Origin of the sequence: Thermoplasma sp., assembly GCF_023256435.1 — an archaeon.
In the GTDB taxonomy this organism is placed as follows: domain Archaea; phylum Thermoplasmatota; class Thermoplasmata; order Thermoplasmatales; family Thermoplasmataceae; genus Thermoplasma.
This window is the reverse complement of record NZ_JAGDXM010000058.1, coordinates 2,385-25,586: the sequence shown is the minus strand read 5'-3', so window position 1 is coordinate 25,586 and position 23,202 is coordinate 2,385. Positions and strand designations below refer to the sequence as shown.

At 46.2% G+C, this 23,202-nt stretch carries 25 protein-coding genes and 1 tRNA gene; 15 read left to right on the top strand and 11 right to left on the bottom strand.

Annotated features, from left to right (window positions below; all coding sequences use genetic code 11):
* Positions 1-65 precede the first annotated feature (65 nt).
* From Q0C15_RS07845 to Q0C15_RS07835, 3 genes are all read right to left on the bottom strand, one after another.
* Entirely contained in the window at positions 66-1,013 is a 948-nt protein-coding gene (locus Q0C15_RS07845) for a diacylglycerol/polyprenol kinase family protein (RefSeq protein WP_297218119.1), read from the bottom strand.
* A gap of 289 nt (positions 1,014-1,302) precedes the next feature.
* Positions 1,303-1,587: a hypothetical protein gene (locus Q0C15_RS07840; protein ID WP_110640306.1), complete on the bottom strand. Its 285-nt coding sequence runs from the start codon at positions 1,585-1,587 to the stop codon at positions 1,303-1,305.
* A 42-nt stretch (positions 1,588-1,629) separates the two neighbouring features.
* A complete protein-coding gene (locus Q0C15_RS07835) occupies positions 1,630-3,048 on the bottom strand; it encodes a hypothetical protein (protein WP_297218114.1) in 1,419 nt (472 codons plus the stop codon).
* A 149-nt stretch (positions 3,049-3,197) separates the two neighbouring features.
* On the opposite strand from Q0C15_RS07835, the gene purC reads away from it, so the two are divergent.
* The 6 genes from purC to Q0C15_RS07805 all read left to right on the top strand — a co-directional run bounded on the left by purC (position 3,198) and on the right by Q0C15_RS07805 (position 8,433).
* The gene (gene purC / locus Q0C15_RS07830; protein WP_297218112.1) at positions 3,198-4,082 is read left to right on the top strand and encodes a phosphoribosylaminoimidazolesuccinocarboxamide synthase; all 885 of its coding nucleotides are present in this window, start codon (positions 3,198-3,200) and stop codon (positions 4,080-4,082) included.
* A 29-nt stretch (positions 4,083-4,111) separates the two neighbouring features.
* Positions 4,112-5,113 (top strand): uroporphyrinogen decarboxylase, encoded by a 1,002-nt coding sequence (hemE, locus tag Q0C15_RS07825; protein WP_110640309.1) that lies wholly within the window; start codon positions 4,112-4,114, stop codon positions 5,111-5,113.
* On the top strand, positions 5,110-6,027 hold the full coding sequence (locus tag Q0C15_RS07820; RefSeq protein ID WP_297218107.1) for a ferrochelatase: 918 nt from the start codon (positions 5,110-5,112) through the stop codon (positions 6,025-6,027). The genes hemE and Q0C15_RS07820 overlap by 4 nt, the downstream gene beginning before the upstream one ends.
* A gap of 61 nt (positions 6,028-6,088) precedes the next feature.
* Entirely contained in the window at positions 6,089-6,601 is a 513-nt protein-coding gene (locus Q0C15_RS07815) for a cytidine/deoxycytidylate deaminase family protein (protein WP_297218104.1), read from the top strand.
* A gap of 482 nt (positions 6,602-7,083) precedes the next feature.
* Positions 7,084-7,734 (top strand): triose-phosphate isomerase, encoded by a 651-nt coding sequence (locus Q0C15_RS07810; protein ID WP_297218102.1) that lies wholly within the window; start codon positions 7,084-7,086, stop codon positions 7,732-7,734.
* A 9-nt stretch (positions 7,735-7,743) separates the two neighbouring features.
* On the top strand, positions 7,744-8,433 hold the full coding sequence (locus Q0C15_RS07805; RefSeq protein ID WP_297218099.1) for a hypothetical protein: 690 nt from the start codon (positions 7,744-7,746) through the stop codon (positions 8,431-8,433).
* A 296-nt stretch (positions 8,434-8,729) separates the two neighbouring features.
* Here Q0C15_RS07805 and Q0C15_RS07800 read toward each other — a convergent pair whose 3' ends face one another.
* Positions 8,730-9,443, bottom strand: coding sequence for an asparagine synthase-related protein (locus Q0C15_RS07800; protein ID WP_297218096.1), 714 nt, complete (start codon positions 9,441-9,443; stop codon positions 8,730-8,732).
* Positions 9,444-9,491: 48 nt separating this feature from the next.
* On the opposite strand from Q0C15_RS07800, the gene Q0C15_RS07795 reads away from it, so the two are divergent.
* Positions 9,492-11,273: an ATPase, T2SS/T4P/T4SS family gene (locus Q0C15_RS07795; RefSeq protein WP_297218093.1), complete on the top strand. Its 1,782-nt coding sequence runs from the start codon at positions 9,492-9,494 to the stop codon at positions 11,271-11,273.
* 9 nt (positions 11,274-11,282) lie between these two features.
* Positions 11,283-11,786: a DUF2250 domain-containing protein gene (locus Q0C15_RS07790; protein ID WP_297218089.1), complete on the top strand. Its 504-nt coding sequence runs from the start codon at positions 11,283-11,285 to the stop codon at positions 11,784-11,786.
* On the opposite strand, the gene Q0C15_RS07785 is transcribed toward Q0C15_RS07790, so the two are convergent.
* Positions 11,783-12,823: a DNA methyltransferase gene (locus tag Q0C15_RS07785; RefSeq protein ID WP_297218087.1), complete on the bottom strand. Its 1,041-nt coding sequence runs from the start codon at positions 12,821-12,823 to the stop codon at positions 11,783-11,785. The two genes, Q0C15_RS07790 and Q0C15_RS07785, sit on opposite strands and share 4 nt — an antisense overlap.
* A gap of 255 nt (positions 12,824-13,078) precedes the next feature.
* Between Q0C15_RS07785 and Q0C15_RS07780 the strand changes: the two genes are divergently transcribed.
* Positions 13,079-13,900: a G1 family glutamic endopeptidase gene (locus tag Q0C15_RS07780; RefSeq protein WP_297218084.1), complete on the top strand. Its 822-nt coding sequence runs from the start codon at positions 13,079-13,081 to the stop codon at positions 13,898-13,900.
* Between the two features lie 98 nt (positions 13,901-13,998).
* Here Q0C15_RS07780 and Q0C15_RS07775 read toward each other — a convergent pair.
* The 5 genes from Q0C15_RS07775 to Q0C15_RS07755 all read right to left on the bottom strand — a co-directional run bounded on the left by Q0C15_RS07775 (position 13,999) and on the right by Q0C15_RS07755 (position 16,719).
* A tRNA-Ile gene (locus Q0C15_RS07775) sits at positions 13,999-14,073 on the bottom strand.
* 75 nt (positions 14,074-14,148) lie between these two features.
* On the bottom strand, positions 14,149-14,487 hold the full coding sequence (locus Q0C15_RS07770; protein ID WP_297218081.1) for a helix-turn-helix domain-containing protein: 339 nt from the start codon (positions 14,485-14,487) through the stop codon (positions 14,149-14,151).
* Entirely contained in the window at positions 14,444-15,109 is a 666-nt protein-coding gene (locus tag Q0C15_RS07765) for an endonuclease III domain-containing protein (RefSeq protein ID WP_297218078.1), read from the bottom strand. Before Q0C15_RS07765 ends, Q0C15_RS07770 begins: the two co-directional genes overlap by 44 nt.
* 4 nt (positions 15,110-15,113) lie before the next feature.
* Positions 15,114-16,349, bottom strand: coding sequence for a translation initiation factor IF-2 subunit gamma (gene eif2g / locus Q0C15_RS07760; protein WP_297218075.1), 1,236 nt, complete (start codon positions 16,347-16,349; stop codon positions 15,114-15,116).
* Complete coding sequence (locus tag Q0C15_RS07755; RefSeq protein ID WP_110640323.1) at positions 16,333-16,719, bottom strand: 30S ribosomal protein S6e; 387 nt, start codon at positions 16,717-16,719, stop codon at positions 16,333-16,335. The genes eif2g and Q0C15_RS07755 overlap by 17 nt, the downstream gene beginning before the upstream one ends.
* A gap of 251 nt (positions 16,720-16,970) precedes the next feature.
* On the opposite strand from Q0C15_RS07755, the gene Q0C15_RS07750 reads away from it, so the two are divergent.
* From Q0C15_RS07750 to Q0C15_RS07725, 6 genes are all read left to right on the top strand, one after another.
* On the top strand, positions 16,971-18,560 hold the full coding sequence (locus Q0C15_RS07750; protein ID WP_297218071.1) for a bifunctional N(6)-L-threonylcarbamoyladenine synthase/serine/threonine protein kinase: 1,590 nt from the start codon (positions 16,971-16,973) through the stop codon (positions 18,558-18,560).
* Positions 18,553-19,116, top strand: coding sequence for an XTP/dITP diphosphatase (locus tag Q0C15_RS07745; RefSeq protein ID WP_297218069.1), 564 nt, complete (start codon positions 18,553-18,555; stop codon positions 19,114-19,116). Before Q0C15_RS07750 ends, Q0C15_RS07745 begins: the two co-directional genes overlap by 8 nt.
* A 189-nt stretch (positions 19,117-19,305) precedes the next feature.
* Complete coding sequence (locus Q0C15_RS07740) at positions 19,306-20,592, top strand: FAD-dependent oxidoreductase (RefSeq protein ID WP_110640326.1); 1,287 nt, start codon at positions 19,306-19,308, stop codon at positions 20,590-20,592.
* A 10-nt stretch (positions 20,593-20,602) separates the two neighbouring features.
* On the top strand, positions 20,603-20,875 hold the full coding sequence (locus tag Q0C15_RS07735; RefSeq protein WP_010900756.1) for a ferredoxin family protein: 273 nt from the start codon (positions 20,603-20,605) through the stop codon (positions 20,873-20,875).
* Positions 20,876-20,881: 6 nt separating this feature from the next.
* Positions 20,882-21,676, top strand: a complete 795-nt coding sequence (locus Q0C15_RS07730; protein WP_237265224.1) for an electron transfer flavoprotein subunit beta/FixA family protein — start codon at positions 20,882-20,884, stop codon at positions 21,674-21,676.
* Entirely contained in the window at positions 21,676-22,728 is a 1,053-nt protein-coding gene (locus Q0C15_RS07725; protein ID WP_110640327.1) for an electron transfer flavoprotein subunit alpha/FixB family protein, read from the top strand. Before Q0C15_RS07730 ends, Q0C15_RS07725 begins: the two co-directional genes overlap by 1 nt.
* On the opposite strand, the gene Q0C15_RS07720 is transcribed toward Q0C15_RS07725, so the two are convergent.
* The coding region (locus Q0C15_RS07720) for a His/Gly/Thr/Pro-type tRNA ligase C-terminal domain-containing protein (RefSeq protein ID WP_297218063.1) at positions 22,716-23,202 on the bottom strand (487 nt) is incomplete at its 5' end. The genes Q0C15_RS07725 and Q0C15_RS07720 overlap by 13 nt on opposite strands.

Here is a 23,202-nt window from a genome sequence, read left to right as displayed (position 1 = left end):
AGATGTCTCTTCGATGAAAGGAAGATCCGATGCTTTAGCTTAGGAGTAGCTCACATTTTGATGCGTCAGATCATTTTTATAGCTGATGCAACGAGTGATATGGCGAATGGTACGGTCATATTGTCATCCAGTGGGTATCGTGAGGCGGCTTCGACGATCGATCCTATTGCGGCATATCCTATTCCGATATAGCCCAGCACGAAGAATCCGAATAATGCAGAAACGACGAACAATGAAAGGGTTCCAGCAACGCTTTTCTTTCTATTAATGGCAAGCTTAGGGCTTTTAACGTTAACACCGATTATGGTTGCAACCGAATCGCCCACGGATATTATGAACACTATTAGCATTATCAGATACAGGCCATCGTGCATGCTGTAGGCCAACATGATGCCTGAGGCGAACCACATTGAACCTATACCCAGCTTTGTATGACTTCTTTCCAGATCCTGGAGAAACCTCCCTACCATAAGATCTGGTCGAGCGGAGAAGAAATTACCGATGACGTATAGAATTAAGGAACCGAACGTGACCAGTATCCTGGACAGATCCACACCATAAAAATACAGAAGGCCTATGATGACCGCGCCTGCTAGTATCTGAACGTAGTCACGCCTCATCTCCTTGATCCTATCCAAACCCCTGGTGGTGTCGTTCGTCTTGATAAAATTTCTCTCTCTTGAATCAAATACCATAACCACTATCATACCGGTGCTTATTGCCGCGTCAATGGCTCTCCACTGGCTTCCATCCCCAAAGAAAATATAAGACAGAAGCGTAGAGGCGAAGAGAAACATGAATGGATAATAAAATTTCTTTGTGTACAGATATGTTCCAGTTATAATGGAAAATACGTATATTGGTACGGCCACGTATCCGTTGAAGACAAGAACCAGCACGGGGACAACTGCGAGTGAAACGGCGTACTTCACTCTGAAATCATTTGGATCAATAAGAAGAGATATCGCGGCTGCAATGATTCCCACTGCAACCTCAATATATCCGGCAAGCATGAACACACCCAGCCAGGCCGTTTCTACTCGATAGCACCCAGCTGATAATTGATCCGCTGGCGATATTTAAATGTTGTTTATATATTGGTAGAGATTGAAACGGCAAACGCCGAAGAACGTCCTTGGTGTAGATTTCAATTAAAGTAGCTGTTTGGCAAAATATAGCTGAATAGAAGCCTGATCCATCCTCAGGGAGTGTAGTACGGATCCCAGATTCTATGGATTATATTTTGAATTCAGTCTGGTGGGTGCAGATTTTATATCCATGATCACGGATCTGAACTCTGAATCACTGTTTGATCGATAGGAACAGCATGATGAACGATGCTAGGCCCACCCCATTCACCGCTATCAGCGGAACAGCTATTCTGTACCCAGCAAAGTGTGAGAAATCATAATAGAAGTATGCTGAGAGTATGGATTGCATCAAAAAAAGCGATGAGAACGCGATCATGGGCGCTACGAATTTGCCACCGGCCCTTCTCATCACACCTATATAAAAATACAGTATTATGACTAAAAAAACGGCTTCCACAAGCACGATCATTATATTTGTAAGCCAGAATATTCCCATTACATATCACCATATATTAAAAAATATAAAAAATTAATGATTTCATAGATCTGACAGCGGTTTCGGTGAACCTCCAAGTACGTTGAAGACTTCGTTGACAATCTGGTACTGGAACTGGCCAGTCTTCACGTTGAATCCCATGTTCTGATAGACTATCTGATACGACACATTTATGTAATCAAAGGTTGTGGAGTTCTTCTGTACAACGAACTGTACAGTCGCGTTCACATAAGCCATATCGCCCTTCACCGTGATCATGGGTGGCTCCTCTGAATAGAACCATACCGCAATCCAGGCGGTGAAGAATTTGTTCCAGGTGGCATTGATTTCGCTGTAGCCAGTATAGGTTCCGTTTAATGTGCTGTTAACCCAGTGCAAAACTGCGTTTGGTGCGTACTGTTCCATGACCAGAGTCAGGTTTTCTATGGCTATATTGTTCCAGTGGCTGAAGGCCAGAGCCTCCACTTGGTTGTATTCATCGGCCATCTGATTGGTTGAGATGTAGCCAGTACCGACTATGTGCCATACTTCGTGTGTTATCAGGTATGTTCCAGATACGCGATAGTATGTGATCGAATAGCTTATGTTCAGGTATTCAACCGTATTGTTTGCCGTCGTTGGTGTCAATATGAACTGGTTCTCAGACGTCACCGTGGCAGTCCTGCCCATGACGCTGACCGATGGCGGAGATATTGTGTAGAACCAGACGGCTGACCATAGGTTGAAGAACTTGTCCCAGGTAGATATTATGCTGGATACACCGCTGTAGGTTCCGGTGAGTGGGCCGCCAATCCAGTCAAGGGTGGCATTCGATGCGTATTCAGGAGACAGCAGGCTGCTGTTCTCTATCGCTATGTAGTCCCAGTGTTCAAAAGCTGAAGCTTCAACCTCCTGAGTCAGTACTTGCTGCGGGATATGGGCTATAACACCGGTGCCTGTTATGTGCCAGACCTCGTTGTATATGTAGAATGACGTTCCAGATTTCAGGAAGTCCAGTGTATAAGAGACGTTTATGTATTCCACCGTGTTGTTCACTCCATAGGGCGTCACGACAAACTGTACAGGAGCGGTCACCTGTGCCGTGTTGCCAGATACTGAGGTTACCGGCGGATTCACCGTGTACAGCCATACTGCTGACCAGAGGCTGAAAAACTTGTTCCAGGTATTATTTATGCTGGAAATACCCTTGTATGTCCCGCTCAGTGGACCGCCTATCCATGTGAGCGTTGCGTTTGGCAGATACTGACTTGCAACTAGTGTGGTGTTCTCTATCGCTATGTAATCCCAGTGCTCAAAGGCATCGCCGAGTACTGCGTTTGGCTTGAACCCATTTGCTGTGTTAACGGCGTTCTGATAATTTGCATTCGTCTTTGCATTCATATAATCCACGTAGCCGAATGCTCCGGCGAATACAACGATCAAAACCACCGCAACTATAATTCCAACCGTTGTAGGTTTCATGTTTTAAAAGATGAAAAGGGAATATTAGGGCATTTTTCAAAATTATATGCAAATCTATTGCAAATTGTTTGCAGATCCGCATTCTTAATCGGGCAGTAATTTCATCGATCGCATGTGCATCAATTTATATTAAGTTACAATACTTGCGTATGAAGTTCATCACAAGTGGAAAGGTTAAGGATGTTTACGACGATGGAGACACTCTTATCTTTAGATTTTCCAACAGAATCTCAGTCTTCGACAAGATAATACCCACGGAGATAGAAAATAAAGGCGAATCGCTGTGCCGGACATCATCATTCTGGTTCAGATATATCGGTGATCATGGCATAAAGAATCACTTCATCGAGATGGTTGACAGGAGGACAATGCGTGTGCACAAGTACGATGTTCCAGACAAGGTAGGCCCAAGCTCCTCTAACTACGTCATACCCCTTGAATTCATCACAAGGCATTACGTTGCTGGATCTCTGTACGATCGGCTCAAGGCGGGAAGCACGAAGCCGGAGGATATTGGATTTAACCATTTTCCAGAGTATGGAGAGAAGCTACCATCGCCTCTGTTCGAGGTCACCACAAAGAGAGAAAAGACCGACAGGTTGCTTGATATGGATGAAGCGCTTAAAATTTCAGGCCTGACCAGAGAGGAATACGAAGAGATTCAGGAAACCGTTCTGAGCATAGATGAGATGATGGATTCTGAGGTTGGTAAGCGCGGTCTGATACATGCCGACGGAAAGAAGGAGATCGCGCTGGGACCAAAACGCGAGATAGTGATAGTGGACACATTTGGCACAGCTGACGAAGATCGTTTCTGGGAAAAGAAGGATTATGATGCTGGTAAAATTGTAGAGCTGAGCAAGGAGATGGTCAGACAGTACTATAGATCTACAGGATATCATGACAGGCTTTACGACGCCAGATCCAGGGGCCTTCCCGAACCTGATATCCCGCCACTTCCAGATGATATGGCCAAGAAGGTTTCAGATCTTTACAGAACCATGTACGAACGAATAACCGGACAGAAATGGTGAATTTTGCCTTCTGGCAAAGGTAGTGCAATATGGACCCATTCATGAGTTCGCTAAAGGGCCACAGCCATGAGAGGATACCTGTCTGGTTCATGAGGCAGGCCGGACGCTATCTCCCATCCTACATGAGGTACAGGGAGAAAATGGGCATACAGGAAATGATGTCATCGCCTGATATAATAGTGGAAATCACGCATGATCCGGTTGAAGTTATCGGAGTGGATGCTGCAATAATATTCTCCGACATAACAACGCCTCTCGCTGGCATGGGTCTCAGGGTTAAGTTTCTTGATTCCGTTGGGCCGGTCGTGGAGAACAATCTCGAAAGTTCAGGCATTTCAGCGATTGGGGAATTCGACGCGTCTTCCTTCGATCATCCGGTTATGGTCGCTATATCAAGGTACAAGGATAGATATAGGGAACCCCTGATAGGCTTTGCCGGTGGCCCGATAACCCTGCTATCCTACATAGTCTCATACGGGGTGGACAGGGACCTCTTCAAGGTGAAAAAGCTGATGCTGGCTGAGAACCAGATCTACAGAACAGCAATGAGGCGATTGACGGACATGGTCATAGATTTTGCCAGAATGCAGATCAGATCAGGCATAGATGCCTTCCAGCTGTTTGACAGCTGGGCTGGATATCTGTCACCGCGAGAATATGAGGAATATGTGAAGCCTTACATCATGGAAATAATGCAGGAGATATCAGGAAGTGTGCCTACAATATACTTCAGCACCATGACGTCATCGTACATAACCGATATGGGCATTGCCTCAGATTTCTATTCCTTGGACTGGCGCGTAGATATAGGTAAGATCTCATCATCCATCTCTGAGGATATAGGCATTCAGGGTAATCTTGATCCTGCAATAGTCAATTACGACTATTCCTTAAAAGAGGCGAAGAGGATAATCGACTCTGTACATGGAAGGATCCGATACATATTCAACACCGGACATGGGTTGCTGCCAAGCACCGATCCGGAAAAGCTTAAACGGTTAGTTGAATACATCCACAGCGTGAATATATGAAATCTGCTCTTCTTTTGCTTTCCTACGGAAGCCCAGAGAGAATTGAAGACGTTGACGAATACCTCAAGAATATATTCAACGGCAAGCAGGTTCCAGAGGCTATAAGAGAGGAAAATCTGAAAAAGTATGAGATGTTCGGCGGCAGATCGCCATCCAACAGGATAATTGAGAGCATAGGCAAGAAGCTGCAGGATAGGTTTGGCGGTGAGATAGATGTTCTGTTGGCTTACAAGCACTGGAACCCCTCCATAGAGGAGATTGCCGGTAATCTGGCCGGATATGACAATGTTGTGGCTATGCCACTGTTCTCATTTTATTCAGAGAGCGTGAGAGATTCATATCTTAATCCCCTCCTTGCAGCATTCAAACGTTATAACATATCTGCCAGAATGGAATTTGTCAATGGCCTGGCCAACAACGATCTATTCCAACCCATGTGGGCTAACATAATATCCGAATGCACAGGTAGTAAAACATTTCACATCTTTGACGCCCACAGTCTTCCAAACGCTCAGAGAGAGGAGGATTATCTCTTCTGGCTCCGCTATTCCACATATAAGATATCACAGATACTGGGAATAAGTCATTCTGATTTTGGATTCCAAGGGGGACATGAAGGCTGGCTTGGGCCTAGCATATACAGCCTCATCGATAAGATAGAGGAGAAGAATGTCACTGTAATACCGATATCATTCCTCTACGACCATCTGGAGATACTTTACGATCTTGATTATGAATTCAGAAAGGCGCTGGAGGCAAGAGGTAAGATCTATACAAGGGTCAAGATGCCCAACGATTCGCCCATGATGATTAACCTCATAGATCGCGTGACCAGATCGGCAATAACCCATCTCAGTGGAGAAATGATCAATGGAGGCACTTCCACACGCGTTAGGGCTGAAAGCCGTACCTAAAAGCTATGAAATGATCTTCGATTTTCAACAATATTTATATCCTGCATTTGGCTAACAAAGTGTGGAAACTATAAGAAGACCAACATGGGACGAGTACTTTATGCGCATGGCCTATCTGGCCGCCTCCAGGACAAACTGCATCAGGAGGAAGGTTGGGGCGGTTATAGTCAAGGACAAGAACGTACTCGCCACAGGTTACAATGGGCCACCGAGCGGTACTGCCCACTGCGATGTTGTTGGTTGTATACGTGAGGACTTAAAAGTACCCTCGGGTGAAAGGCATGAACTATGCCGCGGACTGCACGCCGAGCAGAACGCGATCATACAGGCCGCGGTGCATGGTGTGAGTATAAAGGACTCCACCATATACGTAACAACCCATCCATGCGTGGTATGTTCCAAGATGATAATGAACGCACAGATAAAGGAGATAGTGTATGCTGAGGGGTATCCAGACGAACTTGCGGAGCTAATGCTTCTTGAGAGCGACATCAAGGTGAGGAAATTCACGCTCCCCGATCAGGAGGTAAAGGCAATGATCGGCGAATTCTATTACCTTGAGGGTGAGGATTGATCTTGAGGGCCATCATTGTCTTCATAAATCTTCACAATTTAGGTTTTTGAAAGGTAAAGAAAATTAGGGATTTATGAGAAACAGTAAAACTCTATTTTCATGCTGTAGATACATCAACTTACTCAATGGAAATATCTACAAATTATTTTTCTATTTTTACGTAAAATACGTTATGATCAGGTGTCAGGATAATTGAGTAAGAACGGTAAAATCCGAGCATACGCCTGTGGTAAAGCCTCTAGCGGGATACCTGAGCCATGATGATATCTGTCGTGTCCTTGAATCAGGAAGGTCCAAATTTTCGGCGAGGAGCAGCCCAATGTACCTCAGGCGCCGTATGTAAGGGCTTGAGAGATCACCCATTTTAAGATATGGTGAAGGGCATTGGCGTCATCATCTATAATAATCATGGATATCGAAATCAATAGGATGCATTGTGGGTTTCTCGAATGGAGTATTATATAATGAAATGATTAACCGGTATGTTTACGGCTATTGTCAATCTCAAGACATATAAGGAGGCGACGGGCAATAATTTCCGTCAATTTTTGGATAAATTCCAGATGAATACCAGCGGGTTTGATCTTGTATTTGCCCCTTCACTGGTGGACATGTTTCAGGCTTCATCATACGGTCGCTTTAGATTCTTCTCTCAGCACGTAGATCCAGATCCATATGGTGCTTTCACGGGGCATATACCCATGGAACTGTTGATCGATATCGGTATAGATGGTTCACTTTTGAATCATTCTGAGAGACGACTGCCTAGGGAAACCATACAGCAAACGCTTGAGAGAGCGAAACATTTAGATTTCAAGATTGTACTCTGTGTTGAAAATGCTGATGAAGCGCTGTACTTCAAAAAATTTGAGCCTGATTTCATAGCCTATGAACCAAAGGAACTCATAGGAGGAAATATATCTGTATCATCCGCAAAGCCAGAGATAATTGGAGAAATCGTCAAGATGTATGAAAGCACGAGAACATCTGTTTTGGTTGGCGCCGGCATAAAAACGGGGGAGGATGTAAGGCGATCCATTGATCTAGGAGCAAACGGTATACTGGTTGCGAGCGGTGTGGTTAAATCCCAAGACCCCGTTAAATCGTTAAATTCATTAATAGAGTTAAAATAGAGGGGCTGAATGCCGAAGGATAATGAGGAGCCCCTGGTTAAAATACCCGAGTTTGACGAACGTAAATTCCTCTTCGATGAAAAGGAGAGGGCAAAGTCAATAGTAGTTATATTCGTAATAGGGGCCATAGTAGGTACTATCTCGGGCTATATGCAGCTTTTGGGCTACTGGTATCTTTCTCTTATACTTATACTAGTCGTGCTTCTCTTTTCGGAATACATAATGAAGGGGCTCGGTGTTCAGGTCTCAAAGAAGACAAGCCATCGTATACTGCTCGTCGGAGAATTTCTGTTGACATGGCTGGTCTTCTGGATATTGGTGTTAAATCCGCCTCTTAACCACGTTTCCGGACCAGAGATAGCAAATCTGCAGATGTACAGCAGCGGGGTCTGGACTACGTCATTACAGAAGAACGGTGAATACTATATACCATACGGAGTTTCCGCTGTGGGATTTAGAGTCTATATGTTTGCCTATTCCGGTATAACCTCATATAAGGTGACTGAATATGAATCGGGATCCGGTCAGACTCCGGCTGTGATACCTTCTCATCTCTCTGACAACTATCTATACTTCAATATAACGAATCCTGGTTACAGTCATTCCTATGTTGTGGACATCTATGCCACAACCGTTGTGAATGGATCCAATCTTTCATCTCAATCGTCATACACATTTCTGGCTGCCGAGGCAAGTTGATTGATTATCGAAAAGCTACGGGCTTGATCGAACCCGTAAAACCAAGATCTCCAGTGATGAGGCACACGGATCTTCTCAAACGGAAATATTTGTAAATAGTCTTACCACATTCTTATGTATCCTCCACGTTAACCAAGTGGCTGGATGCTTGAGTACTATCGGTGCGATTCAAATTTGCGCCTGTGGAGATCACAACATCATACCTGTAGGGATATACCCATACAGGGAGACGTCCTTCCGATGAGAGGAAGATCCGAAGCTTCAGCTGAGAGTAGCCCACATTATTTCGTCGTCGTTTAGATCAATTTGGAGAAATAATTGACCCTTTTTAGATATCTATCGATGCCAGACCCGTACTGTGCAGCTTTCTTTTTGTAGCCATATATCTGCTCCGGTAGTCCAGAAGATCGTGCAGCGTCCCTTATCATCGCTTTGCCCTGTCCGTCTCTGATGTGGTACGACGAATCGAAGGACATGGCAATTCTAACTATATCCTCATTGAGGTATGGCGTAAATATCTCTTTGCCGTAGTATTCCGCAATTTTCTTTTCCCTTGGAAGTGTTCTATCAATGAGTTTCCTCCACTGATCCTCGTTGCTACCAGATTCTATAGTCCTTCTATATCCATAGAAGAGTTCATCAGCACCCTGTCCTGTAACGATCGCATCATCATCGGTAGAGGAGAGAACTACAGAGAGCACAAGCTCATAACCGATCTCCGATCTTGTTATGCTCCCGTCTATGTTCTTCAGGATCTCAACATGATCTTCGAGCTTGACATCGTCCAGGTATATCTCATGCAGCCTGAAACCAAGGATATTTGACACCTCCTCAGATCTTTTTATATCATGTGAATCTCTGAAACCCACGGTATATGGATTCAAGTTATATCCAGAGAGATGCATCAGCAGAGTACTGTCCAGACCACCAGAAAATGCAAGCGATCCATGCCCCGGAATATTTTCTCTCAGTATATCTCGCAATAGCGAAATGGCGTCTTCGTATTCCACATCGAACAATTATGGACATAGTTAAATAGTTACCTATAATGTAGCAATGTGAATTACGTTCCAGATACTTCGGTCATAGTTGATGGTCGGTTTACTCAGTACATACAAGGCAAGGAGGACGCAAATGTACTGCTCCCTGAGGCGATGCTCTCCGAGGTTGAGCATCAGGCAAACGAGGGGCGTTCCATAGGTTTTGCTGCTCTTGAGGAGCTCAAGAAGCTCAGGTCTCTTGAGAGGGAAGGTAAGATAAGCATAGAGATAGTTGGGGAGAGACCGAGGGAATGGCAGATAAAAAGGGCCAAGAGCGGTGAGATCGATGAGATGATCAGGAGCGTTGCGCTGCAATATGATGCAATACTGGTCACAGGCGACAATATACAGAGGGACGTGGCCATAATAAAGGGAATAAATGTGGAGTACCTGCAGCCACCTGAGAAGATAGTCAAGAACATAGAGGAGTTCTTTGAAGATACAACAATGAGTGTGCATCTGAAGGCTGGCACGAATCCCGTCCTGAAGGATGGAAAGCCTGGAAGCATAAAATACCGCAGACTTGACTATATACTCAACAGATCCGATCTGGAGAACATAGCCAGCAACATAGTGAAACGTGGGAAGCTTGAGGCCGATTCCTTCATAGAGATGGATGCGCAAGGCGCTACTGTTGTCCAGCTGAAAAATATAAGAATTGTTATAACCAGACCGCCATTCTCAGACGATCTTGAGATAACAGCTGTGAGGCCGGTTGTGAAGCTCGGCATAGATTACTACGAACTCGATGACAAGATAAAGGAGAGGCTGGAGAGCTCAGCCAGCGGTATCCTGGTTGCAGGATCTCCAGGAGCGGGCAAAAGCACATTTGTTCAGGCGCTTGCAGAATTTTTCAATGCGCGTGGAAAGATAGTCAAGACCATGGAGAGACCAAGGGATCTTGACGTCTCAAAGGAGATCACGCAGTATACTGAACTTGAGGGATCTATGGAGATGACTGGGGACATACTGCTGTTGGTCCGCCCGGATTACACGATATTTGATGAGATGCGCGTCACCAACGATTTCAAGGTATATGCTGATCTGCGGCTTGCAGGCGTTGGAATGGTCGGCGTGGTTCATGCGACGCGTGCCATAGACGCCCTTCAGAGATTCATAGGAAGGATAGAACTAGGCCTTATACCGCAGATAATTGATACCATCATTTACATAAACAACGGACAGGTTGCGCAGGTGCTCAGCACGCAGTATACGGTCAAGATACCCTATGGAATGACCCAGGAAGACCTGGCCAGGCCGGTAATAGTTGTATCGGATCTGATAACGGGCAAGGATCTATATGAGATATACAGCTTTGGTGAGCAGATCGTGGTGGTTCCGATCAAGGAAAGGAAGGAATCCTCCATTTCAAAGCTTGCCGTCGATCGCATAGAAGATTACATAAAACGCGTAATAAGGAGCGATGATGTGGAGGTTAAGATGGTAGGCGATAGCCGAGCCATAGTACGTGTGGATCCAAAATTTATACCAAAGCTTATAGGCCGAAGCGGGAAGAATATAACAGAGATAGAGAAAAAGCTCGGCATAAAGATCGACGTTGAAGAATCAGGTTCATCCTCTGAAAGGCAGAAGGCCGGCGTGGAGATAAAGAACAAGATAATATACATCGATGTTGGCCATCCTAACAAGCATGTACGCATATACCTTGGCGAAGTTCCAATTTTGCAGGCACTGTCATCGTCAAAAGGTATAGTGAGAATCAAGCTGAGCACTGAGATAGGAAACGCGATATACAACCACATAAAGAACGGCGGCGACATCTTCTATTCCATCGATTGAAGTGGAATGATGGAATACGAGAAGGAGATAATGGATCTGATCAACGATTACGACATGCTGCGCGTGCTCAGGCACTTCACGGTGGCACATGTTGATTATGCCAAGAACATAACAAGATACACAGAGATCCCTCAGATGCGCGTCCGAGAATATCTAAAGCGCCTCAAAGATATGGGCCTGCTGGATTATTACACAAATACATCAATTAAGCGAACAGAGGCGAAGCTTAAGAAGAGTGCAGAGGTGCACAAACATCACACCTATTATCAGATAAACAAGAAAGCTGAGGCGGTTTTGAAGGAGATAACGCCAAAGCTGTACGTCAGATGGCTGAAGCAGGAGGAGCTTGAATTGCTGTGCAGCAGGAAGGAGAGAAAGAGCAGGCCAGATGCATGTGCAGCCCTTCTTCGTATGGGCATAATAGACAAATGCTACGATCTGACGGATCTTGGGCGCGAGATCTTCGAGACGGCCAGGCGAATGCAAGTACTTAAATGCGACGACAGGAATTAGATCTTCTGAAATACGAATATGTATTCATGCTTGAACACGTAGAAGCCGCCCGATAGGGCCCTGTATCGCCACAGTGCCTCGGAACCAGCCTTGCCCCTGGTGAATTCAAAATTCTTCACGATGGTGCTCTTCAATATGAATCCGTTATCCAGCACTGCCTGCATAGAATAGAAACCGAGAGGTATCCACTCGCCCTTTCTGTACTTGTCGCCTATGACCATGGCCATGAACCTTCCCTCAGCGAGGTTTCTGCTGACATTCCTCACCACTCTTATGAGCATGTCAAGGAACTCTCTTATTGTGCGTGCATTCGATAGATCCTCAGGATTGTCCGAGAATTTGATTATATCATGGTAGGGAGGATGCAGAATCGCTAGGGAAAATGCATCTATGCCATTCTCGGCCATTATGCCCTTTATGTCCGTGGACATGGAATCTCCAGTGTAAACCCTCGTTATTCCTTCTCCATGCATTCGACCTAAGATCTCCTGCGACCGGATGCTTACGTCAGGGTTTATCTCTATGCCGATCGCATTTCTTCCCATTTTCTTAGCTTCTATAAGCGTGGTTCCGCTTCCGCTGAAGGGATCGATCACCCATTCACTTCTCTTGGTGTATCGCATCATCATCTGCCTTGGGATCTGGGGTACAAAATTTCCCCAGTACCATCCGAGCTTTGATCCGCGGTAGTCCCTATCCCTGAATATCCAAAGGCTATCCGTCATAACGTCTCCGTATTCTCTCCATCTCGACAGATCGATATCGCTGTAGGGGAGTTTTCTTGGCTTGAATATCATCCTGTAGATCTCATCCGCGTAATGCTGTGCGCGTTCAGTTGTCCTGGAATCATTTATCTTATCAAGAATCTGATTGAAGGCGTCTTCATCAACAGAAATCGTTTCGCAGTCTGCATCCTTCGCATCAATTTCCATGCGAAGATTCCTTACTATTTCACGGACAGTGTCTATGCTGTCCGCAATCCTTAACCTATTCACAACGTCGTCTATGAGATGCAGAGGTATGCGAACTTCAGCCATTCATGGCATTAGCATGTTTTAGAATTTAAAAGTGACGCTATGACTGGCTGGGAATAGAGATGATAGATTTTTAGATAAATACGCGTCCTGCTGATGCCTGATATCTTATTTCTGTCTGATCCAACACCGTATCTTATGCGATCATCGGTGGCCCTTGAACCTTATTGTTCTTTCTTAACCCATCGTGTTCCATTAAGCATGATTGTATGAACCATATTTTAGAAAAATTTATTAATAGTTATGATTATATCATTTATGCTTAATAGAAAAACGCTTGTATTTATCGTTTCAGCAGCGATTGTTCTGTCGTTCGTTCCAATTCTGGCTGTATCAGCGAGTGGCTCTATACCGGTCTTTGAGCATAACCTCATTAGGGCATCCACAACCAGCTCAGAGAACTGGGCTGGATACGTCATTACCAGCAGCGACTATTCCGTTCATAATGTAAGCATGTCCATGATCATACCGAATACCGATACGTCCGGTAATTCTTATGCCGCTTTCTGGGTAGGCATAGACGGCTACAACGACAACACTGTGGAACAGACCGGCATACTGGCGGAGCCCAGTGGATTCGGTCATAATTCAAAGACGGTGTACAAGGTATGGTACGAGTTCTATCCTGCGGCCCCCGTTTATGCCAGCTTCAGCGCATCAGCGGGTGATTACGTATATGCCAACGTCACCTATAACGGATATGGCAGCTTCACAACTTACATAATGGTTGAGACCTCTGGCGGTCAGATCATCGGTACATTCACAGGTCATGCGACCGTAAGCAATGCATTGGACGATTCTGCTGAATGGATCGTTGAGGCCCCAGCGTCCACCTCAGGTATTTTGCCCCTCGCAGATTTCGGCGTTGCGGAATTTGGTTATGATTCCACGCATATATCGCTGACAAACTACGCGACTGTATCTGGTAACTATGAGCCCATGGGATACTTCTCGCCGACGGAGATAATCATGGTAAATCAGGCAGGCCAGCCAGAAGCTACGCCATCGGCCATATCAGCAGATCTCACCAGCTTCAACGTGACCTTTGATCAGACAGTCACCGCACATCATGGTAGATGATGAAAGATGCTATCGATAAGCCTGCAGATCTAGTATAGGAAGAAGAACTATGCAAGAAATGCAGGCTGGATGGAAAATAATGACCTAAGATTGAGAAATGGGGTTGACCGGATTCGAACCGGTGACCTCTCGGTTATCAGCCGAGTGCTATAGCCTGTCTAAGCTACAACCCCGCAGCTTCGTAATTTGTTTCACGCTTAATATTTTTTCTCTGGCATCGCCATTGGATCCGTAGTCGGAATTCACACTCATCGATCAGCGAAGTATTCGAATATGGGCAATAACCTCTTTCTGAGCTCACGCCCGCGATCCGTAAGATCGTAAGTCACAATATCTCCGTCATATCTTTCTATCAGTCCAGCGGCCATCATATCATGAAGTCTCGCCGAGAGCATGGCACTGCTTATTCCAGGTATCGCCTTCTTCATATCATTGAAATTTTTCCTTGTATTATCGTTACCGAGTACGGACAGAACAAGTATGGCATATTTCTTCCCTATTATATGTAGAACGGGTTCTGCTGGATCTATACATATTTCGCCGTCATCGGTCTTTATCATGCATGAAAGCGCCCTGTTGTTTTCCATGCAGAAAATATATGCATCTGTTATTTAAAGGACATCCTTCACATTCAGGCATTTTTTTGCAGTGATCCTTTGATATCTGCACTATCATCGCATGCAGATTTTTGAGGCGGTGCACGTCCTTTATTTCCTCCTCCACGTCTCTTTTGACATTTTCTCCGGTTATCCCGTAGCATCTCTCAACGAACCTCTTCGTGTACTTATCGATCACGAAAACAGGGAAATCAAGAGCGTAGAGCAGAATGGAATCCAGGGTCTCCTGTCCGATGCCCTTCAAACCAGAAAAGAATGATATCGCCGTTTGAAGATCCTTTATATTTTCTATCGTTCCAAATCGGTCCACGACGGATCTGGATATAGATATCAGGCGATCGGCCTTCTGGTTATAGAATCCTGCCGGCCTTATGATCTCAGCAAGCTTCTGTCTGTCGCATCTTGATATGTCTTCAAGTGTGATTAGGCCATTTTCCTTCAACCTTGAGATGGCCTTTTCCACGTTGTTCCAAGAGGTATTCTGTGTCAGAATGGCACCTATGACAACCTCATCCCTAGAATCCGCTGGCCACCATCCCAGGTCGCCGTATATGCGAAAAAGATCATCGTAAATCTTTCTGTAAATGCCCATGGCATCATTCAAGAGATTGAATTATGCCATAACCGATCAGGCGCCATCTGTTCATCACGCGCCTGCCTATTGCAACACGCATGCCGTTGAAGGCAGCAACCGGATACTTTAGCGAGACTTCGATCTCACTGCCCTTCATTGCATTCACGATGCCCACAGTGTTAGCTGTCGCCACTGTGAACATGAGCGTTTCCTTGGGCTTTATGGGCTCAACGTTAAGCTCCTGATCCGATCCGACAACCCTCTTCAGCAGGTGGGCCTCAAGCCTCATTGAAAATGCAACAGGAGGTACCTTACCAACATGGCCGGCAATTCTGCCCGTAAAGGCATCGCCCTTCGTCAGGAATGGATCGAGCTTCGTGCCTACAGCGGCCAGTCCACCGGGCCTTATCCTATCGTAGGAGTATTTCCCGGCCATCAGGCTTACGATCTCTGTTGTCACGTTGTTCCATACCGTTTTGTTTCCCTTTGTCGTCTGGATGCCAGGTGCTATCTCTATCTCATCTCCAACGGCGAATTCACCCTGTGTGAGCGATCCTCCTATGACACCGCCCTTCAGATCGCTAACGGGCGTACCGGGTCTGTTTATATCGAAGGATCTGGCTATGTACATTATCGGGTCATCATTCTCATTGAATTCTGGTGATGGTATATATTTCTCTATAGCCTCAAAGAGTGCATCTATATTCGTGCTGTGATAGGCGCTCACAGGAATTATCGGAGCATTTTCTGCTATGCTCCCCTTGACAAAGTTCTTGATTTCCTTATAGCTTTCGACGGCCCTCTCTCTGGTAACAAGATCTATCTTGTTCTGGACAATTATAAGATTCTTTATTCCCATTATTTCAAGGGCCGTCATATGTTCCCTTGTCTGAGGCTGCGGGCAATGTTCGTTTGCCGCTATCACCAGCAAGGCGCCATTCATGAGGGCAGATCCGGAGAGCATTGTGGCCATGAGCGTTTCATGCCCAGGCGCATCCACTATAGATATGACGCGCTCCAGCTCGCAGTTTTCACCCTTCTCTCTTGAGTAGTGTACGTTTCCAGATGCGTCATAGCATCTGTAGATCGGCGTATCTGCATATCCAAGCTTTATCGAGATGCCTCTCTTTATCTCCTCGGAGTGTGTATCGGTCTTTGTTCCCGTCAGAGCCAGCGTCAATGTACTCTTTCCGTGGTCAACATGACCGACCATCCCTATATTCACAGAGGGCTGAGGCATCTTAAGCTTGCTGATCATCTTTCTTCTCCTCTAGGGGCGTTGGCCCGTACTGAACGATCTTCAGATTTATCTGTGAGATATCCGATCCAATTATAGAACCTCTGACGGTTATCCGCTTCCTTATTCCGTTCTTTCCCCTGTACCCCTTCCTGTAGGATACCAGTATCTGCTTCTTACCCTGTGTTTGAAGATCGGATCTCATCGGGAAACCGTCAATTGAGCTTCCACCCGTCACCACAAGCTTGTATCCAACCATGTCGAAGAATACGCCATCTATCTCGTCGCCTATCTTTCTACCCACAAGCGACCCCATCCTTTCAGCCGGTATCTCTTTTTTATACGTTTTACCGGTCTTGGGATCAGCAATGATTGCCAATGAATTAGCCATGATTCACCAGTCGGTTAATATCAATGCCCTTTAAAAATGTGATGATTCAACTGTTTATCCATAGAAACAGCCCATGTGAACCCTGCCTGGCCGATCATTTGGGTTTTCAAATGAGGTAGCGGTTTCATTGATAGACGCAAAGCATTGTGCATAAATTTTCAATGGTAAAGATCCGGAAAAAGCGTTTTGGGTTTATCGTCTCCACACGCTATCATAACGAATCTTTAAATGTCAAGCTTTCATAACTCGGTGTGATAGTTCTTGGCCTGGAGGGCACCGCCCATACAATAAGCTGCGGTATTCTCGATGAGAACAGGATACTCTCAATGGAATCCTCCATGTATAAGCCCAGAACAGGAGGTATCAGGCCTCTGGATGCGGCCGTCCACCACGCAGAGGTTATCGATTCTGTCATACGCAGGGCGCTTGAAAAGGCGAAAATTTCAATCAATGACATAGACCTTGTAGGTTTTTCCATGGGTCCAGGGCTAGCCCCCTCGCTCAGGGTGACGGCCACTGCAGCAAGATCCATAGCACTGCTTGCAGGCAAGCCGATCATCGGCGTTAATCATCCGCTTGGTCATATAGAGATCGGCAGGCGCTTAACCGGAGCCAGAGATCCCGTTATGCTTTACGTCTCTGGCGGTAATACGCAGGTGATAGCCCACGTCAGGGGAAGATACCGCGTTCTCGGTGAAACGCTAGATATAGGGATAGGAAACATGCTGGATAAATTTGCCAGAGAGGCCGGTATTCCTTTTCCTGGTGGGCCGGAGATAGAGAAGCTGGCTTCAAACGGCCGGAAGCTCCTTGAACTCCCGTATTCGGTGAAGGGGATGGATACGTCATTCTCCGGTATTCTCACGGCGGCTCTCCATCATCTCCATTCTGATGAGAGGATCGAAGATATAAGTTACAGCATACAGGAAACTGCTTTCGCTATGCTTGTAGAGGTCCTTGAGAGGGCTCTCTACGTTTCTGGAAAGGATGAAATACTGATGGCTGGCGGAGTTGCGCTCAACAGGAGACTGCGTGAGATGGTGATGCAGATGGCCGGTGACGTTGGGGTCAAGGCCTATCTTACGGACAGGGAATACTGCATGGACAACGGCATAATGATAGCGCAGGCCGCGCTTTTAATGTATAAATCAGGGGTCCGCATGTCGATTGATGATACCGCAGTCAATCCTCGTTTCAGGATCGATGAGGTTGATGTGCCGTGGATAGAGGACAGGAGACGGAAAGAGTACGGAATGGCAGGCGCAGAATCAAGAATAGATGCGGTGGGATTCTACGGAAGGCCAGCCATAAGGAAGATACGCGTTGCTAAGCGGTACAGGAATCCGGATATTGACAGAAGGATACGGTATGAGAGGATGCGCAATGAATTTACGTTGCTGAGAAAGCTGAAGGAGGCCGGCGTGAAGGTTCCGATCGTATACGATTTTGATCCATTTGGAATGTCCATGACGATGCAGAGGATTGAAGGATCCAAGATGTCAGATCGACTAATCACGGGAGATGTTAGCTTCATGCAAGATCTTGGAGTAATGATAGGCAGGATGCATTCAGCTCGACTTGCACATGGAGACTTGACCGTGAACAATATATTGATCGGCGATGGCGTATACCTCATCGATCCGAGCATGGGCAAGGTCGACGCGGAGATAGAGGATATGGCCGTTGACATATACACGCTGGAGGATTCCATCAAAGGCCTTGGGTTAGATCCCGCTAAGGTGCTTGATCCAGCAATGAGGGCATACGGGTCAAGTTTCAAGGATGCATTAAAGGTCATTGAAAATGTAAGTGCCATAAGGAGGAGGCATAGATATGTATAAATTTGTGACGAGCAATAGGCACAAGTTCGAGGAGGCCAGGGATCTGGCGTCACGCCATGGTATCGATATAGAATGGGTCCAGATGAAGTATGAAGAGATCCAGGATGACAGCACTGAAAGGATCTCATACGACAGCTGCAAGAAGCTTTCCGGAAAGGTGGATCCACCATACTTCATAGATGATTCTGGTCTCTTCATAGAATATCTGAAGGGATTCCCCGGGCCATACTCAAGCTACGTTTCTTCTACCATCGGAAACGAGGGCATATTGAAGCTCCTTGAGGGCGTAACAAACAGATCAGCCTATTTTCTCACTGTGGTCTCCCTTAACGAAGGGCACAGCATCATGCAGTTCACAGGCAAGGTTATGGGAAAGATATCGACGTCCATAATGGGATCCAATGGATTTGGATATGATCCCATATTCATACCAGATGGATCAGACAGGACATTTGCCGAGATGGATACAAGCAGTAAAAATGCTATATCGCACAGGAGCATAGCATTCAGAGGCCTATTTGAATATCTCAGAGCCAACAGAATATCGAATAAATAATAAATATAAAATTAGAATCATTATCATAATCATCAATGAATTTTACTTTATGATCTTATATTTATATTTTCTCATACACTTAGCAAAAATATAGACTATCGGCGTCGAAAACCGTCAATAGTAATCCTAAATCTTTTATAATATAGAAAAAAACAAAAAACATATAAATAAATTCGCTATCTTCGAACAATGAGTGAATTTGATGTCATAGTTATAGGCGCTGGTCCGGCAGGATCCTCTGCTGCAATAAAGCTTGCGCAGGGTGGTATGAACGTACTTCTGGTGGAGAGGGGCGATCCTCCAGGAACAAAGAACGTATCTGGCGCTGTCCTCTGGGGCGATGAACTTTCGAGGGTCGTACCAGACTGGGAAAGAAGTGCTCCCATTGAGCGTTTTGTCACGAGAAAGGAGGTCGCATTCCTCACAGAGCGGTCGAAGATTGCTATAAGCTACAGTTCTCAGGATCTGATGGAGAAGAAGTCAGGAAAGATCATAGTCAGGGGAAAGTTCGATCAGTGGCTGGCCAGGAAGGCGAAGGATGCTGGGGCTATGCTCGTTACTGGCATAACGGTGGACAAGCTCGTTATGGATGATGGAAAGGTTATCGGCGTGATGCAGGACGGAGATGTGGTCACATCTGATGCCGTGATAGTGGCTGAGGGTGCCAATCCAAGAGTACTCATCAATTCCGGCCTGAGGCCCAAGCTCTCAGATCATGACGTTGCTCTGGGCATAAAGGAAACTATCAAGCTGCCGGAAAACGTCATAAATGAAAGATTCAATGTTGATTCAAAGGGCGGTTACGCTTCAGAATTTGTGCTTGGGTTCCTTGAAGACGGCCTGCTTTCTGGCGGTTTCCTGTATACAAATAAAGATACGGTATCCCTGGGTATAGTGGCATCTCTGGACAGGCTGAGGGCAAATGGTATGACGCATTCATACGATATTATGGGTAAGTTTGAGGAACATCCATTCATAAAGAACCTGATAAAGGACGGCATACCTGACGAATATGCCGCGCATCTCGTTCCTGAAGGCGGCCTCGCCAGCATGCCAGAACTCTACGGCAACGGCTATCTTGTGGCAGGAGACGCAGCCATGTTCACCTTCAGCAATGGTATGGTCCTTCAGGGCATAAACTATGCAATAACGTCTGGACTGCTTGCGGCGGAGACAATACTCGAAAACAAGACAAAGATAAACAAAGAGACGCTCTCCAGCTATGTCACCAAACTTCGGAACAGCTATGTTCTCAGCGATCTGTACACCTTCAACGGTATACAGAACGTCACATGGAGCGATTTCACGCAGAAGACCATGCCCAAGATACTCGACAGCGTGATGATGTCTATGTTTGATGAGCGCGGTATGCCGAAGAAACATCTGATGCAGGTTCTGACAGCAGCTGTGAAATCCAACGGCATGAGGTATACGGATCTGATATCGAGCGGATACCGCATGATGAGGAAGATGTGAGGTGTCTGATATGAAGATTGAGGAAAAACTCTCTCTGCTTAACTACAAGACGGACCGATCATATGCACATATAACGATCGATCCGGATATATGCGCTGGCTGCCCAGATCATTTTTGCGTTTTTGCATGCCCAGCCAACTGCTATACGCTGATCAACGGAAAACTGAATTTCAAATACGAAGACTGTGTTGAATGTGGTACATGCGATATAGCGTGCTCTCATGGCAGCGTCAAATGGACGCTCCCCAAGGGAGACAATGGGGTCATATACAAATATGGGTGATGCTGCATGCTGAACATAGTTGTTATGATAAAGCAGGTTCCTGACAGCAGCGAGGTGGAAATAGACCCAGTGAAGATGACTCTGAATAGAACTAAGGCCAGAAATGTGGTAAATGCCGCTGATCTGAACGCGCTAGAATTCGCGCTCAGGATAAAGGATAAGGTTGGTGCGAACATAACCGTGATATCGATGGGCCCACCCATGGCCGACGCCGCCATAATTGAATGTATGGCAAGAGGAGCGGATCGTGGTATACTCATAACCGACAGGGCCTTCGCAGGGGCAGATACCTATCCTACGGGTCTGACACTTGCAGCGACCATCGCCAAGATAGGAAATGTCGATATAATCTTTGGTGGAGATGAGACCACAGACTCCAGTACTGGGCATGTAGGGCCGGGTGTCGCCGAATTCCTCGGTATAGATCAGATAACATACGCCAAGGAGGTTGATTACGAAGATGGGTACGTCATAGCCACGAGGGATCTGGAGGATGGCGATGAGACAGTGAAGGTACATACACCGGTACTCATTACAGTTCTGCTGAACTCCAACATTCCAAGGCATCAGAGCCTGAGGAAGAAGATCGATGCCATAAGGAAGGGCGTGGAATCATGGGGTATAAACGAACTGGGCCTGAAGCCTGACTGGGTCGGGCTGCGCGGATCGCCAACCATAGTGAGATCCATGAAGGCGATAAAGGAACCCGAACACCTCCACAAGACCGTGCCGATCGACCAGATCGATACGATCATCGCGGATCTCGTATCCAAGAACATCATAAAGGTAGGTGGTAAGTGATGGTAGGCCTAATAAATGCGATACCTGTTGCAAATAAGGACGAGTACAAGAATGTTGGCGTGTACATCGAACACAGGGGAGACGATATAAAGAGATCATCCATAGAGATGATAGGCATAGGCAAGCAGCTTGCAAGGAAGATCAATGAAAAACTTATATGCATCGTTATAGGAGATAAGGTTGACGGTATAGCAAAGGAGGTGGGCGAATACGGCTGCGACATAGTTCTGGCTGCTGAATCTCCGGATCTGGCAGACTACAGGACGATGCCCTATGCCCAGATAATAGGCGATTACATAGCGGAATACAAACCCAATATATTTTTGCTGGCAGCAACCAGGAACGGCAGGGACCTTGCATCAAGAATAGCGGTGAAAGAGAGGACAGGAATAACGGCTGACTGCACGGTACTCGATGTGGATGAGAACAGGACACTTCTGGCGAACCGTCCAACATATGGGGAAAGCACCCTGGCTGAGATACTCTGTAGAAATCACAGGCCACAGATGGCAACAGCCAGGCCAGGCACATTCACACCTGCTGAGAAGGAGAAGGATCACAAGTACGAGATAGTGAAGAAGAAGGTCACAGTGGACAAGAGCATGCTCGGGAAGCAGATACTGAAGTTTGTGCCAAAGAAGGCGACCGATCTGACCGCAGCCAAGATAGTCGTGGCGGGCGGTCTTGGGCTTGGCGGCCCTGATGGCTTCAAGCTTCTGCAGGAACTGGCCGATCTCATAGGCGGTGCCGTGGGAGCATCTAGACCTCCAGTAGACCTTGGCTGGATAACGAGGGATCATCAGGTGGGTCAGACCGGGCAGGCGGTGAGGCCTGATCTGTACATAGCGGTGGGTATATCCGGCAAACCACAGCACATTGCCGGCATGAAGTTCTCCAAGGTGATCGTCAGCATAAACAAGGATCCAAATGCTGAGATAAATAAGATATCCGATTACATAATAACAGAGGATTACAGAAAGGCAGTACCGGCGCTGATAGATGCAATAAAGAATTTTGGAAAACAGAAGGTGGCTGAGGCTCAGAAGGCCTGATCCACCTTTCTCTCCTCTATCTCCTTTTTCAACATGTTTATGAATTCAGAGAGGCCGTAGGTCTTCGATTTTCCTTCACGGTTCCTGGCGGTTACGCTCTCGTTTTCCTTCTCCTTTGCGCCGACAACGACGATATACGAAGGGCGATATGGATGGATCAGCTTTATCTTCTTGCTGACGGTGTCCTGCGAGGTGTCGAGTTCGCTCCTTATACCGTTCTTCATTAGCTCCTCATGGACATGTCTAGCGTAGTCATCGAAGCTGCCGCTTATGGGTATGACGTAGGCCTGTATGGGCGTCAGCCAGGTTGGTAGTTTTCCTGCATAGTGTTCCAACAGAATTGCAAGGACCCTCTCATAGCTTCCATATATGGCCCTGTGCACCATCACCACGCGATCCTCCTTGCCCTCGCTGTTCGTGTAGGTGAGTCCAAAATTGACGGGCATGAAGAAGTCAAGCTGTATGGTTGACAGC